At 55.4% G+C, this 15,288-nt stretch carries 16 protein-coding genes; 15 read left to right on the top strand and 1 reads right to left on the bottom strand.

From position 1 onward, the window contains the following. The first annotated feature begins 27 nt into the window (after positions 1–27). Positions 28–1,293, top strand: a complete 1,266-nt coding sequence (locus QMG40_RS04610; protein WP_283528368.1) for a glycosyltransferase — start codon at positions 28–30, stop codon at positions 1,291–1,293. A 63-nt stretch (positions 1,294–1,356) separates the two neighbouring features. Here the strand turns inward: QMG40_RS04610 and QMG40_RS04605 are convergent, their stop codons facing one another. Next, positions 1,357–3,177, bottom strand: a complete 1,821-nt coding sequence (locus QMG40_RS04605; RefSeq protein WP_283528366.1) for an ABC transporter ATP-binding protein — start codon at positions 3,175–3,177, stop codon at positions 1,357–1,359. A gap of 331 nt (positions 3,178–3,508) precedes the next feature. On the opposite strand from QMG40_RS04605, the gene QMG40_RS04600 reads away from it, so the two are divergent. The 14 genes from QMG40_RS04600 (at position 3,509) to prfB (ending at position 15,217) form a co-directional block, all read left to right on the top strand. Further along, positions 3,509–4,870, top strand: coding sequence for a glycosyltransferase (locus QMG40_RS04600; RefSeq protein WP_283528364.1), 1,362 nt, complete (start codon positions 3,509–3,511; stop codon positions 4,868–4,870). Next, on the top strand, positions 4,867–5,355 hold the full coding sequence (locus tag QMG40_RS04595) for a hypothetical protein (RefSeq protein ID WP_283528362.1): 489 nt from the start codon (positions 4,867–4,869) through the stop codon (positions 5,353–5,355). The genes QMG40_RS04600 and QMG40_RS04595 overlap by 4 nt, the downstream gene beginning before the upstream one ends. Before the next feature lie 58 nt (positions 5,356–5,413). Further along, a complete protein-coding gene (locus QMG40_RS04590; RefSeq protein ID WP_283528360.1) occupies positions 5,414–6,079 on the top strand; it encodes a glycosyltransferase family 2 protein in 666 nt (221 codons plus the stop codon). Between the two features lie 4 nt (positions 6,080–6,083). Beyond that, on the top strand, positions 6,084–6,491 hold the full coding sequence (locus QMG40_RS04585) for a DUF2304 domain-containing protein (RefSeq protein ID WP_283528358.1): 408 nt from the start codon (positions 6,084–6,086) through the stop codon (positions 6,489–6,491). Positions 6,492–6,498: 7 nt separating this feature from the next. Beyond that, a complete protein-coding gene (locus QMG40_RS04580) occupies positions 6,499–7,608 on the top strand; it encodes an acyltransferase (RefSeq protein ID WP_283528356.1) in 1,110 nt (369 codons plus the stop codon). Positions 7,609–7,765: 157 nt separating this feature from the next. Next, on the top strand, positions 7,766–8,815 hold the full coding sequence (locus QMG40_RS04575) for a glycosyltransferase family protein (protein ID WP_283528354.1): 1,050 nt from the start codon (positions 7,766–7,768) through the stop codon (positions 8,813–8,815). A gap of 426 nt (positions 8,816–9,241) precedes the next feature. Next, positions 9,242–10,465 carry a CpaF family protein gene (locus tag QMG40_RS04570; protein ID WP_283528352.1) on the top strand — a complete coding sequence of 408 codons (1,224 nt, stop codon included), beginning with the start codon at positions 9,242–9,244 and terminating at the stop codon, positions 10,463–10,465. Beyond that, positions 10,465–11,319: a type II secretion system F family protein gene (locus QMG40_RS04565; RefSeq protein ID WP_283528350.1), complete on the top strand. Its 855-nt coding sequence runs from the start codon at positions 10,465–10,467 to the stop codon at positions 11,317–11,319. The genes QMG40_RS04570 and QMG40_RS04565 overlap by 1 nt, the downstream gene beginning before the upstream one ends. Continuing rightward, positions 11,316–12,254, top strand: coding sequence for a type II secretion system F family protein (locus tag QMG40_RS04560; protein WP_283528347.1), 939 nt, complete (start codon positions 11,316–11,318; stop codon positions 12,252–12,254). The genes QMG40_RS04565 and QMG40_RS04560 overlap by 4 nt, the downstream gene beginning before the upstream one ends. Before the next feature lie 76 nt (positions 12,255–12,330). Beyond that, on the top strand, positions 12,331–12,594 hold the full coding sequence (locus QMG40_RS04555) for a hypothetical protein (RefSeq protein ID WP_283528658.1): 264 nt from the start codon (positions 12,331–12,333) through the stop codon (positions 12,592–12,594). A 44-nt stretch (positions 12,595–12,638) separates the two neighbouring features. Beyond that, positions 12,639–13,052 (top strand): TadE/TadG family type IV pilus assembly protein, encoded by a 414-nt coding sequence (locus QMG40_RS04550; protein ID WP_283528345.1) that lies wholly within the window; start codon positions 12,639–12,641, stop codon positions 13,050–13,052. After that, positions 13,033–13,530 carry a hypothetical protein gene (locus tag QMG40_RS04545; RefSeq protein ID WP_283528343.1) on the top strand — a complete coding sequence of 166 codons (498 nt, stop codon included), beginning with the start codon at positions 13,033–13,035 and terminating at the stop codon, positions 13,528–13,530. The genes QMG40_RS04550 and QMG40_RS04545 overlap by 20 nt, the downstream gene beginning before the upstream one ends. After that, on the top strand, positions 13,527–14,039 hold the full coding sequence (locus tag QMG40_RS04540) for a pilus assembly protein TadG-related protein (RefSeq protein WP_283528341.1): 513 nt from the start codon (positions 13,527–13,529) through the stop codon (positions 14,037–14,039). The genes QMG40_RS04545 and QMG40_RS04540 overlap by 4 nt, the downstream gene beginning before the upstream one ends. A gap of 56 nt (positions 14,040–14,095) precedes the next feature. Next, the gene (gene prfB / locus QMG40_RS04535) at positions 14,096–15,217 is read left to right on the top strand and encodes a peptide chain release factor 2 (RefSeq protein WP_283528339.1); all 1,122 of its coding nucleotides are present in this window, start codon (positions 14,096–14,098) and stop codon (positions 15,215–15,217) included. The last annotated feature ends 71 nt before the right edge of the window (positions 15,218–15,288 follow it).

Genomic DNA, 15,288 nt, shown 5'->3' with positions numbered 1-15,288 from the left:
GGCCCAACCGCCACGAAGGAAGTAAATATGACTCTGCGTCGACTTGTTCTGCTGGCAAACCAGTATCCGTTCAGGAATGGGGACCATGTCTTTATTGCCTCCGAGATGCCGGCACTGGCCGCCAAATTCGACGAGGTGGTTGTATTCAATTATGCTCCGGGACTGTCAGCAGAAATGGTTGACCTGCCCTCCAACGTGAGGTTTGGGGGGAGCCTGTATGGAATTTCGCGTGCGGAGAAGATTAAGGCACTGCTCTCACCTGCAAATTTGAGTCGGCTGGCCACTGTCACCTTCGTTGAAGCCCGGACAGGACGTTTATCCGGACACTTTCGCACCTTCGTGGCCGGGACTATCGCTGGGATGGGATTGGCTAACGACGCCCGACTCAAAGACTCGCTGTACGAAGATGGGGTTCAAACCACTGTTTACAGCTTCTGGGGGATGGGTATCGGAATGCTCGTTCCTTGGATTCGGGGACATGTTGGCTCCGTTAACCTGCGACTTCACCGTTATGACCTCTATGAAGAAGAACCCGTTTATCTCCCGTTCCGGCCGGCCCTTTTTAGACGGGCTGACAGGATCCTGGCGATTTCCGAGTCATCACGCCAGTACCTTTTGGATAAGTATCCGCACCAAAGCCTCGCTGAGAAGATTACTGTCCGACGGTTGGGGAGTGCCGCACCCCTGACATCGGATGAACCCATGCGGCAAACAGTGGAAGTAAACACTGAGAGTTCTGATGACGCTGCCTGGACAGTCGTGAGCTGCTCGTACGTGATTCCTGTGAAGCGGGTTGCTCGAATTCTGGATGCACTGGAGCAACTACCGATGGAGACATCACTGAAGTGGATCCATTTCGGTGGTGGCGCGTTGGAGGCAGAGCTCCGAGAGCGTGCGGCTGCTCTTGAATTGGCACGTCCCGAGCTGAAGGTTGAGGTCCGGGGGAACACGCCCCATGAGGAAATTATGGACTACTACAGAACCCATAAAATTGCGGCATTTATCAATGTCAGCAACTCTGAAGGCGTACCGGTGAGCATCATGGAAGCCATTTCATACGGCATTCCCGTGGTCGCAACGGATGTGGGTGGTACGGCTGAAATTGTTGGAGAAGCCCTTGAAACCGGCGAACTGATAGCGGCAGATTTCACCGACGAGGAACTGGCTGAAAAACTGCTACAAGTAATGTCTGCAGCCCCTGGAGCCTATGCGCCGCAGGAACTCTGGGCTCGGCGGTACAACGCTGAAGTCAACGCTGAAGCGACGGCCAGCTTGTTGGCACAACGGTGCTAGCTGAACCAACACGGCTGGCGAGTTCAGGAAAACGAGTGCGTCCGCCAGATCAAATAGCTGGGGTTAGGGCTCCTGATCCGGCACTGCCGCCAAGATCGTCAGTCCGGCAAGGGCTGCTTGCTGGGCAAAGCTTGGATTCGCGGCCACGACCTCGTCAAAGCTTCCCCGGGTCTCAATAGTCCCTTCGCTCATGAAGAACACTTGGGAGCAGTCACGGATCGTGGACAAGCGGTGGGCAACGGAGATCACTGTTACTTCCCCGTCGAGTTCACGAATGGCAGTGGCAACGGCGGCTTCGGTAGCGGTGTCCAAGGCGCTGGTAGCTTCGTCCAGCACTAAGACTAGGGGATCCATGTAAAGCGCCCGTGCGATGCCAAGACGTTGCCGCTGTCCACCTGAGAGCGAGCCTCCCCGTTCCCCCACACGGCCGTGGATTCCATTCGGTCTGGCCTCTACTGTCTCTAGCAACTGAGCCTTGGCGAGGGAGGTGCGGACACGATCCTCATCCAGCTCTCCGCCCCAGGACAAGGCCACGTTTTGGGCAACGCTGCCATCAAAAATAGCGACTTCCTGTGGAACATAACCAACGCGCTTTCGCCAGTCAGCCAATACGTCTTCCAGCGGGACGCCGTCGAGGGTCATGGAGCCGCTAGATGGCACCAGCAGGCCAAGGAAGATATCAATCAACGTGGACTTTCCAGCTCCCGATTGACCCACCACACCAATTGAAGAGCCCAAGGGAAGTGTGAGATTGATATTGGTTAGTGCGGGAGTTTTTACACCTGGATAGGTGAATTCAACATTGCGAAGTTCCAATATTTTCGGGTCGCCGCTAATGGGCGTCTTACCCAATTTCTCAGCATTATTACGGAAATCCTCAGCCTCCCGGATGTCCGCCATGACAAGTTCGGTATAGGGCAACGTGGATTGAACGAGGGTCACTTGTGACTGGATGGTGGTTAGTGCCGGTACCATCTTGAATCCTGCCAAGGCGAATATCGCCACAGAGGACATGGCCGTGCCAATACCACCGGTGAGGAATCCTACGGTGCCGATCAGTACGAATCCGCCGATCAAAGCCATGTCAATCACAAATTTTGGCACTGTGGCCAAAAAACGAATATTGGAGCGGGAGCGTGCAGCCCTCTCCCGACTGATATACACCACCTCGCCAACCTCATCGGCTTTATCCCGGAGGGTGATCTCCTTGAGCGCCGCCAGCATCTCCGCGACGAGAGTCGACATGCGCATGGCTGCATCCCTGTTGACGCGTCCAGCTTCGTATGACTTTTTGGAGAGATACAAATAAAGAAACGCCGCAATGATGCCCAGATAGATCACTGTAATAATGGCAGTTTGCCAAGAGGCCACAACCAAAATAACGAACACGGACAAGAACGTGAGTGCTTGTGCTGGCAGCACCACGGCGGGAAATAGCACCCCGGCGATTGTGTTCGCAATCCCAACATCGATCATCCTGACAAGTTCACTCGTTGACCTGTTTTGGCGGGATATCCAGGGTGCTTTTATATAGCTCTGGAACAGAACTGTGCCGATCTGAAGCTCGTAATCCGCGAATTTCCTTGTTGAGACCCATTGCAGCCAGATGTTCAAAAATGACTTCAGAATCATCACCGCTGCCGACGATATCAAGATGATCAAACCTGTATTTTCGGAGATCGCACCGATGAGAGGCAACGTCATGGTGCCCCCGGCCGACTGTGTCTGCATGATCTGGTTGAGTACCAGCGCGAACACGCCTAATGCTGCGGCATCCAAAAGAACGAGCACAGAGGATAGGGATGCAAAGAGGAACAGAAAATTTCTCGCATTGGAGGGAAGCAAAGGCAACAGCTGGCCAAGGGTGCGGCGCAGATTTTTCAAATTTACTCCAGAAATGCAGCGGAAGAATCACTCCAATACTACGGGCGATCTCAGAAGCCCGCCCGCTGCCTGTCTCGCACAGCGAGAACTAGAACGATCGTTTATAAAGAGTCTTGGTATCAGGGGCACCGATTCCTTATAGGCTTGACAGTTACGTCAGCGTCTCTGGCCAGTTGCGGACCTGTAGAAGTAATGAAAGCTGCACTGTCGATGATTGTCGTTAGCAGTTCATGAGCCCGCTAGTGCTGGAACCACACTTTGCAATCGTGTTCTTGGCACCAAAACCCTTCAGGACATCGACGAGCGACCTTACAGAATCGGAGCAAGAAGTATGAAACGACGGCATCTGCTCTACATTGCGTTTGCGTTCCCTCCCAGCTCTGCGTCGTCGGTTTACCGCTGCACGGCAGTCGCCAACGAGTTTGTTGACGCTGGATGGGACGTCACAGTCCTCACGGTAGATGGGAGTATTTGGGCAGAAGTTACAGGAACTGACAGCGGTTTAGTGAAATCGATTGATCCCCGAATCAAGGTAGTTCACGTAGTAGACGGTGGCTCGGAGGAACCGAACCGGCGTGATCTTCGGCGTTATTCTAGGCTTCGCATCGAGGCGCCCTATATCTGGAAGGAACTGTTCCGTCGGCGCAGCCGCAGAGATTTTCCGGAAAATTTCCATGGTTTGTGGTTTACCCCTGCAAGCAGTGAAGCGCGACGGATACATCTAGAGCATCGTGTTGATCTTGTCATGGCTTCTGCCAGCCCCTATGTGTCCTTCAAGATCGCGAAAGAATTGACGGGAGTCCCTTATGTTTTGGATTATCGGGATGCTTGGTCATTCAGCACCTTCACTGGAGCGGAGATTTTCAGCACCACCTCTGAACGCGGACTTATGGAACATCAATTTTTGCAGCAAGCGCTACAAACGTGGTTCGTCAACGATCCAATCGCTCATGAATATGCTCGTAGGTACCCAGACACACGGGCAACTATGCGGGTAGTGCCCAACGGATTTGATCCACAGCCAGGTCACGCACAGGCTGCTGTTAAGGTGACTACCATTGCACGCTTTGGCTATCTGGGAACCCTGCAATACACGGCGGTCCCTTTGAAAGAATTCCTGGATGGGTGGGATCTTGCTTTTGGTGCGGACAATGCACCAGCCGCACAGGCAGTCTTCCGCGGGAAGCTCAGCCCTACAGGGCTCGTTCCGGCGCCTGTCGTGGACATATTTAATTCAGGTGTGCACCGCGGACTGGCTTATGCTGGCCCCATCTCTAAACGCGACGTAGCCAGCTTTTATCAGAGCGTCGATGCACTCCTGCTGATTCTTCCACCAGGAAAGTATGTGACGGGCGGGAAAACATCGGAGTACGTTGCCACAGGTCTACCCATTGTTTCAATCCATGCCACGGACAGTGCCGCCGCCTCTATGCTCAAGGACTATCCGCTTTGGTTCGAAGCTAAGGATCTTTCGCCGCAGGGTATTGCGACGGCACTCGAGGCCTGCGCCCAGGAACTTGCTGCCCCAGACCCGGAACGCTGGGCTGCCGCATGGGAGTTTGGGCAACAGTTTGAGCGTTCCACTCGTCTGCGGGCAGCCATTGGTGAGCTTGGCACGGAGCTTGACCAGCAGAGCCGTGCTAATGAGAACAGCAGCGCTGCCAAGCAGAAAAATGAAGGGACACACTCATGACACCCACTATTCAACTGGCTATTTTGCTGGGTCGGACAGATCGTGCTGGCACAGCCATCGAGGAGCTGTGGCGACACGCACAAACGTCAGTGGCTGGGACTGATGCCCAAATTCGTTGCATAGCTGTTCATGCAGTTCAGGGCGACTCTTCAGAAATGCTGAGCCATGCAGAAGTGAAAGTTGTGGCACTGAAAGTTCCGATGGACGGCAAGGTTACCGGCCTGGTGAAGTCATGGGCTGCAAAAGAAGGAGTGTTGGGTATTGCAGGCAGGCTGGCACAACATAACTTTGCGTCACGACGAGTGGCTAGGGCATTAATGAAAGATTCCTTGTTGATGCAGACATTTTGCGAATCTAATGTCATTGTTTCAGCCGATCCAGAGGCCGACCGTGCCGTATGGCGGCTGCGTGGACGAACCGCAGCACATTTGATGCATGGTCCCTTCGCGATGGCGCATGCGCTGAGTGAGGTAGCCCAAGAATGAAGCCGCTGCGGCAGAACCAGAGCCAACCGGACGTTACAGTACATGGGAGACTTATCCAGTGAGTCGAACTTGGATAGTTATCCCGATGTACAACGAGGCGCCCGTGGTGGCCACCGTTATCAAAGGGCTACGAACGGTGTTCCCCTATGTTGTTTGCGTCGATGACGGCAGCACCGACGGCTCTCAACAGGTAGCTAGGGACGCGGGCGCCGTCGTGATTCAACATCCTGTGAACCTGGGGCAGGGAGCCTCCTTGCAGACAGGTATTGAGTATGCGCTGAACGATCCCAAGCTGGATTGCATAGTCACCTTTGACGCCGATGGTCAGCACCGGGTGGTTGATGCACAGGCCATGGCGGAGCGGATAAAATCCGGAGAGGCTGAAATTGTGCTCGGGTCAAGATTCCTTGACAGACGCACCAAATTGTCTCATGTAAAGCGCTTGATTCTTCGAACCGCGGCCATTCACTCACGCATAGTCACCGGCATGGCATTAACGGATGCCCACAACGGGCTGCGCGCTTTTAGCCCCCGCGTGGCGGGCCGTGTGAACCTGACGCAGAACCGAATGGCTCATGCCTCTGAGCTAGTCCATCAATTTGCCGAAATGAAGACGAAATGGGTTGAACAGCCTGTGGAGATCATCTATACAGATTATTCAAAGGCCAAGGGTCAATCCCTGCTAAATTCCGTCAACATACTCGCAGATCTATTCCTGAGGTGAAATCGTGCAAATAGTCGTACAGATTGCTCTCGTCCTTGCTGTTATCACCGTTTCGTTAGCACTCATGCGGGGCGGATCCAATGCCCGGCATATGGCTATACGTCGGATTTTACTTGTGGTTTTTGCTGGTGTTGCCGTACTGTCCATCTTTCTCCCCGGCCTCCTTAGCCATGTGGCTCGGTTCTTTGGCATCGGTCGCGGTACAGACCTGGTGCTTTATGGTTTAATCGTTAGCTTTTTGGTGTTTATGGCCACCACCTATCAGCGGTTCCGCCACATGGAAACAACACTGACCAAGTTGGCCCGTCGGATCGCTATTGATGATGCCAATAGAGCTGAATCGCCGGTGGCCGTGGCAACCGGAATTTCTGACGGGACCTGGGGCTACACCGAGCCCGAGCCTGGCAATTAACTTCTGGATGAGTGAGCCACTGGAGTCAGCAGACACGAACAAAACCAAACCATCGCCACGAACTGTAGTCAATCCGCGCAACTATGGCCTAGATATTTTACGTATCGTGAGTATTTGCGGCGTGGTAGCCATCCATGTGTTTGGGCTTCGAGTAGGGGCAGATCCGAAAAAAGGACTTGGTTGGTGGACCGCGGTAGCCATCGACATATCATTTATTTGGGTAGTGCCAGTGTTTGTGATGATCTCCGGCGCACTAATCCTCAGTTCTCGTCTCGTGGTGAACTCACCAGTGTCTTTTTATAGAAAACGAGCCATAAGACTCATTCCGGCGTTGATATTTTGGAATGCGGTGTACCTGATTGGCGTCCGCGTTTGGATGCGCCAGGAGAGCCTATCTGGCACGCGGATTCTGCAGCTAGTATATGACAGCTCTATCTTCACTCAGTTGTACTTTCTATGGCTTATTTTGGGCCTTTACGCGATGGCGCCTGTACTGGCGCTATTTATTGTTGGTAAAGGCAGATCTCGCGCCCTAATCACCGCAATTTTGCTGCTATCAGTGACTACTCTGGCGTTCATGGGTTCGGGAGTGATGGGATTTTTTGGTGTTTCCCGACCCATCTCACTGAATATTTTTACCTATTGGATACCTTATCTGGGCTATTTTGCGGCAGGGTATGCCTTGCGCAATCTCCGGATCAGGGGCCTTGCTCTCCTTGCCTCGGCCGCGAGCACAGCCGCGCTGCTGATCTTCACTGTCTGGCACTACGGGCATCGGGGTATATTTCCACTCCTGGATTCCCTTCTTCCCGTCTCCTATCTTGGTGCAGGCGTTGCCTTGTCAGCCCTTGGCATGTTCGTCGTCGGACTCTCAGTGTGTGAGTTCATCACTATCCCGCCGCGCTTTGGAAACGCGCTGGTCTCTCTGTCAAACGCTTCTTTTGGTGTGTTTTTGGTTCATCTCGTTATTTTTGAGGCAATTCGGTTGAATGTGCCGACAGTTCTAGGTGCAACATCGCTTCCGGCGATTGCTGGAGCCTACGGGGTGACTCTGGTGGGAAGCTTCGCGATTTCGCTAGTTGCGGCAAGGACGCCCGTGCTCCATCGGGTCTTTTGATCTGTTCCAGACGCCCTTTGCATCCTCCGCTTAGTGAAGATCGGCGATAATGGGAGGCATGACGCAACTTCCCTCGCTGCTTATCCTGACTTTTTCACCGATTCGATCGGACCCTCGGGTGTTGAAACAAGTGGAATTGTTCAAGGATAGATATCGTGTGAGCACCTGTGCCTACGGGGCTGCTCCCGACGGTGTGGAAGATCACTTTGCCCTACCTGATGATTCACGGGCGTGGCCCTCTGACAAATTAGGGCTGATAAGTCACCAGTATGGCAAAGTCTATTCGGGGTTGCCAGCTGTGCAATCAGCACGTGCCATGCTGCCCAGCGGTCGGTTTGACATTATTTTGGCCAACGATCTGAACACGCTTCCGCTGGCCTTGGAATTGGAGCCCAAACTCGGCGTACACGCTGACCTGCACGAATTCGCCCCCCGCGAAAAGGAAGACAACCTCAAATGGAGGTTGTTCATTGCACCGTTTATGCGGTGGCTTTGCTCACGCTACCTAGCGAAGGCTGAATCGGTGACAACAGTGTCGCAGGGGATCGCAGATGAGTACCTCAAAGACTATGGAACCCCGACAGGAGTGGTCACCAACGCTGCACCCTACGCCGAAGGTGCAGTGAGGGCTGTTGGAACAAAGGTGCGTCTGATCCACAGTGCCGCTGGCCAGAGATATCGGAAACTGGAAAACTTTGTCGAGGCCATGAAAGACGCCCCGGCTTGGCTGTCTCTGGATATGATCGTTATGCCAAATGAGCCGGACTATGTTGCGGAGCTTAAAGCATTGGCTGCGGCGGTGCCATCCATTACGTTCCGGGATCCGGTTCCGTATCAGGAGCTTGTTGCCACATTGAGCGAGTATGACGTGTCAGTTGTCTTCTTGCCACCCACCAACTTTAATCTCAAGAACGCCCTGCCGAACAAGTTCTTCGAAGCAGTTCAGGCACGCATCGGGCTAATCGTAGGACCTTCCCCGGCCATGGTTGACTTAGTCCGAGAATACGGTTTGGGTGCCATTACGGAAGACTTTTCGGCAGCGTCTCTTCGCGAAACCCTCCTATCTCTAACACCTGAGCTCATCAACGGGTGGAAGAGTGCTGCTGATGCCGCGGCCCGCCCGCTTTCAGCTGAATCCCAGGTAGCCGTGTGGCGGGATGCCATCGCCAGCATCGCATGTGCCGGTGGGAAGACACCAGCCGTCTAAGCCAGTGCAGGTTGGCAGTAGTACTCCCGCTGCAGCCGAGGGTATTGGCGTTGCGCGGCACAGCCTCCGTTCGGTAAATCAAGATCGGTTCTATCGGCTGCAGTGTTACATCAAGATTGGCTGCATTGAACCCTCGACAAGCTAACGCTCGGGGAGCAGGGGTAGACCTCCTACACGCCAGAAGACTACTCGGGCTATGGCGATGCCGTACACAAAGCGGCTGCATGATTCCGGGGATCGTTAGGTGCCCCTGTGCTTGATGTTAAAGACCGTCTCCGCTTTGACACGTACTTGTGGTCCTTCCCACCAGCATTCAGCACAAACTTATCCACAGAATAACTTTTGCCTGTGGTGCACAGATCATATGGGGTCTAGGCTCCAGAGAAAAGGGTGTGTTCTTACCGCAAAGGGGCGGGCGTGGTCTGAGTGGATGCAGTGGCGTTGCTGGAGGATGAAGTTAGAGAGCTCATCCGTCGAAGAGGTCTTGACCCGCTGAGGCAGGGTCCTGAAGTTCATGCACTGATTGATGCAGCCTTCAATGACTATGGTGAAAGAGCCCTTCTCGGAGCAGTGCCAGCACCTAACTCAACCGAAGATACCAAGCGGCACGTCTTCAACGCCGTCGCCGGTTTTGGTGCTCTGCAGCCCTTCCTAGACGATCCGGACATCGAAGAAGTATGGCTTAATGCTCCTGACAAGGTGTTTGTGGCCCGGCATGGCGAGTCCGAACTGACCGGCATGGTTTTTACTGCTCAACAAGTGCGGGACCTTGTTGAGCGCATGCTGAAAAGTTCCGGTAGGCGTTTGGATCTGAGCTCACCTTTCGTGGATGCCGCACTGCCGGATGGAAGCCGTCTGCACGTGGTCATTCCGGATATCACCCAAAACCACTGGGCGCTAAATATAAGGAAATTCACCGCCCGGGCCAGCCGACTTGATCACCTGGTGGAGTTGGGCTCGCTCACCCCACAAGCCGCCCGCTTTCTGGGTGCAGCGGTCAGTAGTGGGTTAAACATCCTTGTCTCCGGTGCCACCCAAGCAGGAAAAACCACCATGCTGAACTGTTTAGCTGCAGGAATCGGCTCACGCGAACGCGTAGTAACGGTAGAGGAAATCTTTGAACTGAAGATCCCCTTGCGCGATGTTGTTGGCCTGCAGTGCCGCCAGCCAAACCTTGAAGGCATGGGCGAGATCCCGTTGCGGCGTCTGGTTAAGGAAGCCCTCAGGATGCGCCCCGACAGGCTCATAGTTGGCGAAGTTCGTGAAGCCGAAAGCCTTGACATGCTAATAGCCCTAAATAGTGGTTTGCCTGGGATGGCGAGTGTGCACGCCAACTCGGCCCATGACGCCGTCGTGAAGATCTGCACGCTGCCGCTGCTTGCGGGTGAAAATATCACCGCAGCATTCGTAGTTCCCACGGTGGCGGCATGCATAGATTTGGTGGTGCACTGTGTCAGGGCGCCCAACGGAAAACGTTCTGTGGGGGAAATTTTGGCGCTAGGGCGCCGCGTGGAGAACGGCATCATTGAGTCTGGGCTCGTTTTCAGCACAGTTAACGGCAAGCTGCAGGCATCGCCAACAGCAATGCCGCCGCCGGAAAAATTCGCTGCGGCTGGTTTTAACGTGGCTACACTTCTGGGCGATTCCTGATGTCAGCTGTCATTGGATTGCTTGGTGGCATGGGGCTCCTATTGATCTGGACCGCGTGCTGGGACGTGCCAGCGCGTCTGACTCGGCCCGGGCGCCGCAGCAGGCTCGAGGTCCTGCTCCAACGTGCAGGCGTCTCTCACGTCACCCCGGCATCCCTGTCTTTTAGTGCAGTTGGCCTGGCGCTGTTGATGGCGCTCCTTGTCTTTGCATTCAGCGGGGTCCCTGCCATAGCACTGTGTTTTGGCCTGTTTAGTGGTTATGTTCCGTTTGCTTTCCTGAATATGAGGGCACGACGCCGAAGCGCAGTCATGCGTGAACTCTGGCCTGACGTGGTGGACCACTTGCGCTCAGCCATTAGGGCGGGGCTATCCCTTCCGGAGGCGCTCGCCCAGCTAGGCAGCAAGGGCCCCATTCAGCTGCGCACGGAGTTCACGGCCTTTGGCGCCGACTACAGGGCAACTGGCCATTTTGAGGGTGCCTTGCAAAAGCTCAAGGCCACGTTGGCAGATCCAGTCTCAGACAGGATTATTGAGGCGCTTCGGCTCACTCGCGATGTTGGCGGGTCAGATTTAGGCAAACTTCTGGGTACCCTCTCGGAGTTTTTACGCGACCATGCCCGCACACGCAGCGAACTTGAAGCAAGGCAGTCCTGGACGGTCAATGCCGCCCGCCTGGCCATCGCCGCGCCGTGGATCGTGCTGATGCTCATGGCAACCAGACCCGAAGCTGTTGGAGCCTATAATTCCCCGGCAGGTGTGGCAGTTCTGGGTGGAGGGCTGCTGATCTCGGTTCTCTGCTACCGCGTGATGCTACGTATTGGTGCGCTACCGGAAGAACAGCGAGTCCTGCAATGAACACACAGGCGGTGCTGGTTCTTTGCGTTGGTCTAGCCTTGGGCACAGGATTGTGGCTGACCTTGGTCAGGCTGCCTGTCATGCGAAAAACGAGTTTTGCCCAACGTGTTGAACCTCAGCTGCGCTCCGTGGCCACCCGATCCAAGCTTCTGGACACCGATGACTCCACCGCACTGTTTGGGCCGTTGGAGAGAATCTTCCGCCTTGTGATCTCCGACGCTGTCCACCGCCTTGGAAAGTTCAACGTCAGTGTTCAGGGGCTCAATGATCGCCTTGAACAGGCAGGCCGCAGCGAGACCGCCCTAGAGTTCAGGGCCGTGCAGCTTCTGTGCGCTGGAACAGCGCTGTTAGCCGGTGCGCTGCTTTCGCTCTTTTTACTCTGGCAGGGAAGCATTAACCTCATGGGTGCCGTTGCACTGGCCTTGGGTCCCATGCTGTGCGGGTACCTACTCTACGACTACCTTCTGGTCGTCAGGATTAAAAACAGGCAAGCCCACATGCTTACCGAATTTCCGGCTCTTGCAGAACTTATGGCTCTGGCTGTCAGTGCGGGAGAGAGCGCCACAAGTGCGCTTGATAGGGTGGCGCGCTCATCTAACGGCGTACTGTCCACCGAATTTAGCAAGGTCTTGGCACAAACGCGGGCGGGGACGCCGCTGGTGGAGGCTTTGAACCAGTTCTCGGCGCGCGTAAATGTCCCGGCCCTGGCACGATTCGTTGATGGCATCAGTGTTGCTGTCAATAGGGGCACACCTCTGGCGGAAGTCCTTCGGGCCCAAGCCCAGGATGTTCGGGACGTGGCGAAACGGGAGCTGATGGAATCAGCGGGGCGCAAAGAAATTGCCATGATGGTCCCGCTCATTTTTGGCGTCTTGCCCTTGACAGTAGTCTTCGCAGTTTTCCCGGGCATTGCCTTACTACAGTTTGGCTTTTAAATGGCGTCTCTCCAAGGTTGCAACACATCGCAGGAACCCATGCACCATCACTGGAAATCACTCGAAGGAAAAAATCATGCAAGGAAAAAGCAAAATTATTTGGCTGGGAGTGGCTGTGTTTGTTGCAGCACAACGCTGGCTGGACACCTTTCGCCAGTTACTGACCAGCCGAAGCCATGGCAGATTCATGCGCCCGGCCACGGGCCGATCTCGCGGCGACGTGCCCGGGTGGGTGCTGATCACCTTGATGAGTGCCGTGCTTGTGGCCGGACTTTTGGCCATCGCTGGACCCGCTCTGGAAAGACTCTTCAACCAGGCAATGGAACAAGTTCAGCCATAGCGCCCGTCACTCGGGGCAGGGCAAGACGCCCACACCCCAGCCGGTTGGGTTCCCGGTTCGGGCTACGCCGCACCGATCAGCCCGCGCGTACCTGGGAGGCAGGTGCTGCCGTGGTGGACTTCGTTTTGGTGGGTGCGTTGGTGACAGTGATCTTTGTGGCCTTGATTCAGTTGGCCTTGGTACTGCATGTACGCAACACAGTGGCAGATGCTGCCTCTTCAGCGGCCCGCTATGGTGCACTGGGTGACAGGACGGCCGCCGACGCGCAGGAACGGGCTGCCCTGTTGGTTGGTTCGGCACTGGGGTCTAACTATGTTCAAGACGTCTCTGCCTCTGTGCAATCAATCAATGGGCTGAACGTACTGAGTGTTTCTATCAGCGCGCCTTTACCGGTGTTGGGACTCTTTGGCCCATCGCGCACCCTGGAGATGACAGGTCATGCAGTCATTATCAAGTGAGGGGCCAAGGCACGCACCTTGGATAAACCACGGGGCACCGGCTCAGGGAGAAACACCCCAGAAACCGGACATCGAATCGGGCAGTGCCATTGTCGAGTTCATTTTCCTTGCCGTCCTGCTGATGGTGCCGGTGGCATACCTGATTCTCACGGTGGGCCAGGTCCAGGGGGGCGCCTATGCCGTGGTGGGAGCCGCCGATCAAGCCGCCAAAGTCTATGTTCTGCACACCGGGGAACCAGCTGCCCGCCAGGCGGCCGGACAAGCCGTGAAAATGGCCATTGAGGACATGGGCTTTGATCCGGCAACTGCGGAACTAACAATCAGTTGCGACGGCGGTTGCCTGACATCAGGAACAACTGTCAGCGCCCACGTGGTGTTGCACATTGAGCTGCCAGTGGTTGGTTCATTGCCCGGGGTCAACGCCACAGCGGCCACAGTAGATTCAATCTCCACTCAAAAAGTGGGCAGATTCAAATGAGCTTGCGCCGTACCCATAAAGTACCTGCCGCAGCAACCCACTGTGGCGGCGACGCCGAGCAATTACCCGAGCAAAATAGCAGTCGGGAAAATGGGCATGTCATGGTTCTGCTGATCGGTTATGTGCTGCTTACCTTGCTGTTAGTGACAGTGGTGGCGGCAGCCGGCAGTCTCTACATTGGTCACAAAAAGCTGCTGTCCATTGCTGATAGTGCCGCGCTCGCGGCTGCCGATACTTTTGAACTAAGCGGTGGTGATGCAGGGCGTGATCCAGGCACGCTGCTCACTGACCATGGTGTTCTTGCGGCTGCCCAGAGCTACCTTTCGGGCCTGGAAACACCGCAAGGACTGGGCGGTATTGTGTTGGATTCGGATACCGGGGCAGGGGACGGGCACAGTGCGCACGTGGGGATGAGCGCCGTGGTACATCCACTGTTCATTAACTTTTTGGTGCCCGAAGGCATCAGTATCAGTGTCACTAGCACCGCTCGCGCGCACCTTGTTCTGTAGGTGAGGGGCAGGACTTCGCGGAAACCATTGCTGGACATGCCGTAGGCTTGAATATCATGGCAGAGATCGACTTTCCCGCAGAACTCCGGGCACTACGCGCAACCTACACCTCAATTGAGCAAGTCTCCGAGGTGGAGAAGCTCATGGAGGATATTGAGGACTTATCCGATCAGGCAGGCTCGCCCAACTTGTGGGATGACCCGGCCGCCGCTCAAAAGGTGACCTCCAAGCTCAGCCACGCACAGTCAAAGCTGGAAAAGCTCCGCAAACTGGAGTCCCGGATTGATGATCTTGAAGTTCTGGTAGAGCTGGCTCAGGAAGAGGGCGACGCCGATTCCCTCGCCGAAGCGGCCAAGGAGCTCCCGGCGTTGCAGAAATCGTTGGAAGACTTAGAAATCGTGACATTGCTGGCCGGTGAATACGACGAGCGCGAAGCCGTGGTCACGATCCGCTCCGGCGCTGGGGGAGTAGATGCCGCCGATTTTGCCCAAATGCTGCTGCGGATGTACCTGCGCTGGGCCGAACGCCACGGGTATCCAACGGCGGTACTGGACACCTCCTACGCCGAAGAAGCCGGGTTAAAATCAGCCACCTTCGAGGTCAAGGCCCCCTACGCCTTCGGTACGCTGAGCGTTGAAGCCGGCACACACCGCCTTGTGCGGATCAGTCCCTTCGATAACCAGGGCCGGCGCCAGACCTCGTTCGCGGCGGTTGAAGTTATCCCGCTTATTGAATCCACTGACAGCATTGAAATACCGGATAATGACATGCGCGTTGACGTTTTCCGCTCGTCAGGTCCAGGCGGACAATCTGTGAACACCACAGATTCCGCCGTGCGCTTGACGCATATTCCCACCGGCACTGTGGTGTCAATGCAGAACGAGAAGTCGCAGATCCAGAACCGTGCGGCAGCTCTGCGTGTGCTCCAGTCGCGTTTGCTACTGCTGAAAAAGGCAGAAGAGGATGCCACGAAGAAGGCCATGGCCGGGGATATCAAGGCATCGTGGGGAGACCAAATGCGCTCTTACGTGCTGAACCCATACCAAATGGTTAAGGACCTGCGCACCGAGCATGAAGTGGGTAACGCCGCTTCAGTGCTGGACGGTGAGATCGATGATTTCATTGACGCCGGTATTCGCTGGCGCGCGGACAACCGGAATGCAGCCAAAGACTCATAGTTTGGCAATGTGAGTGCGGTTCCAGCACGGAATCGATCAGATGGTTCCTGTATTAAGGCCAAAGCACGGTC

The organism is Arthrobacter antibioticus, from assembly GCF_030063205.1.
Taxonomy (GTDB): Bacteria; Actinomycetota; Actinomycetes; order Actinomycetales; family Micrococcaceae; genus Specibacter.
Note: the sequence above shows the minus strand (reverse complement) of the source record. Positions and strands in the feature narration are given on the sequence as shown.

Excerpts from the sequence above, each read along its gene's own strand:
- QMG40_RS04595 (WP_283528362.1), top strand. The coding sequence starts at position 4,867 with ATGACACCCACTATTCAACTGGCTATTTTGCTGGGTCGGACAGATCGT.
- QMG40_RS04560 (WP_283528347.1), top strand. The coding sequence starts at position 11,316 with ATGAACACACAGGCGGTGCTGGTTCTTTGCGTTGGTCTAGCCTTGGGC.
- QMG40_RS04545 (WP_283528343.1), top strand. The coding sequence starts at position 13,033 with ATGCAGTCATTATCAAGTGAGGGGCCAAGGCACGCACCTTGGATAAAC.
- QMG40_RS04600 (WP_283528364.1), top strand. The coding sequence starts at position 3,509 with ATGAAACGACGGCATCTGCTCTACATTGCGTTTGCGTTCCCTCCCAGC.
- QMG40_RS04610 (WP_283528368.1), top strand. The coding sequence starts at position 28 with ATGACTCTGCGTCGACTTGTTCTGCTGGCAAACCAGTATCCGTTCAGG.
- QMG40_RS04540 (WP_283528341.1), top strand. The coding sequence starts at position 13,527 with ATGAGCTTGCGCCGTACCCATAAAGTACCTGCCGCAGCAACCCACTGT.
- QMG40_RS04580 (WP_283528356.1), top strand. The coding sequence starts at position 6,499 with ATGAGTGAGCCACTGGAGTCAGCAGACACGAACAAAACCAAACCATCG.
- QMG40_RS04555 (WP_283528658.1), top strand. The coding sequence starts at position 12,331 with ATGCAAGGAAAAAGCAAAATTATTTGGCTGGGAGTGGCTGTGTTTGTT.
- QMG40_RS04565 (WP_283528350.1), top strand. The coding sequence starts at position 10,465 with ATGTCAGCTGTCATTGGATTGCTTGGTGGCATGGGGCTCCTATTGATC.
- prfB (WP_283528339.1), top strand. The coding sequence starts at position 14,096 with ATGGCAGAGATCGACTTTCCCGCAGAACTCCGGGCACTACGCGCAACC.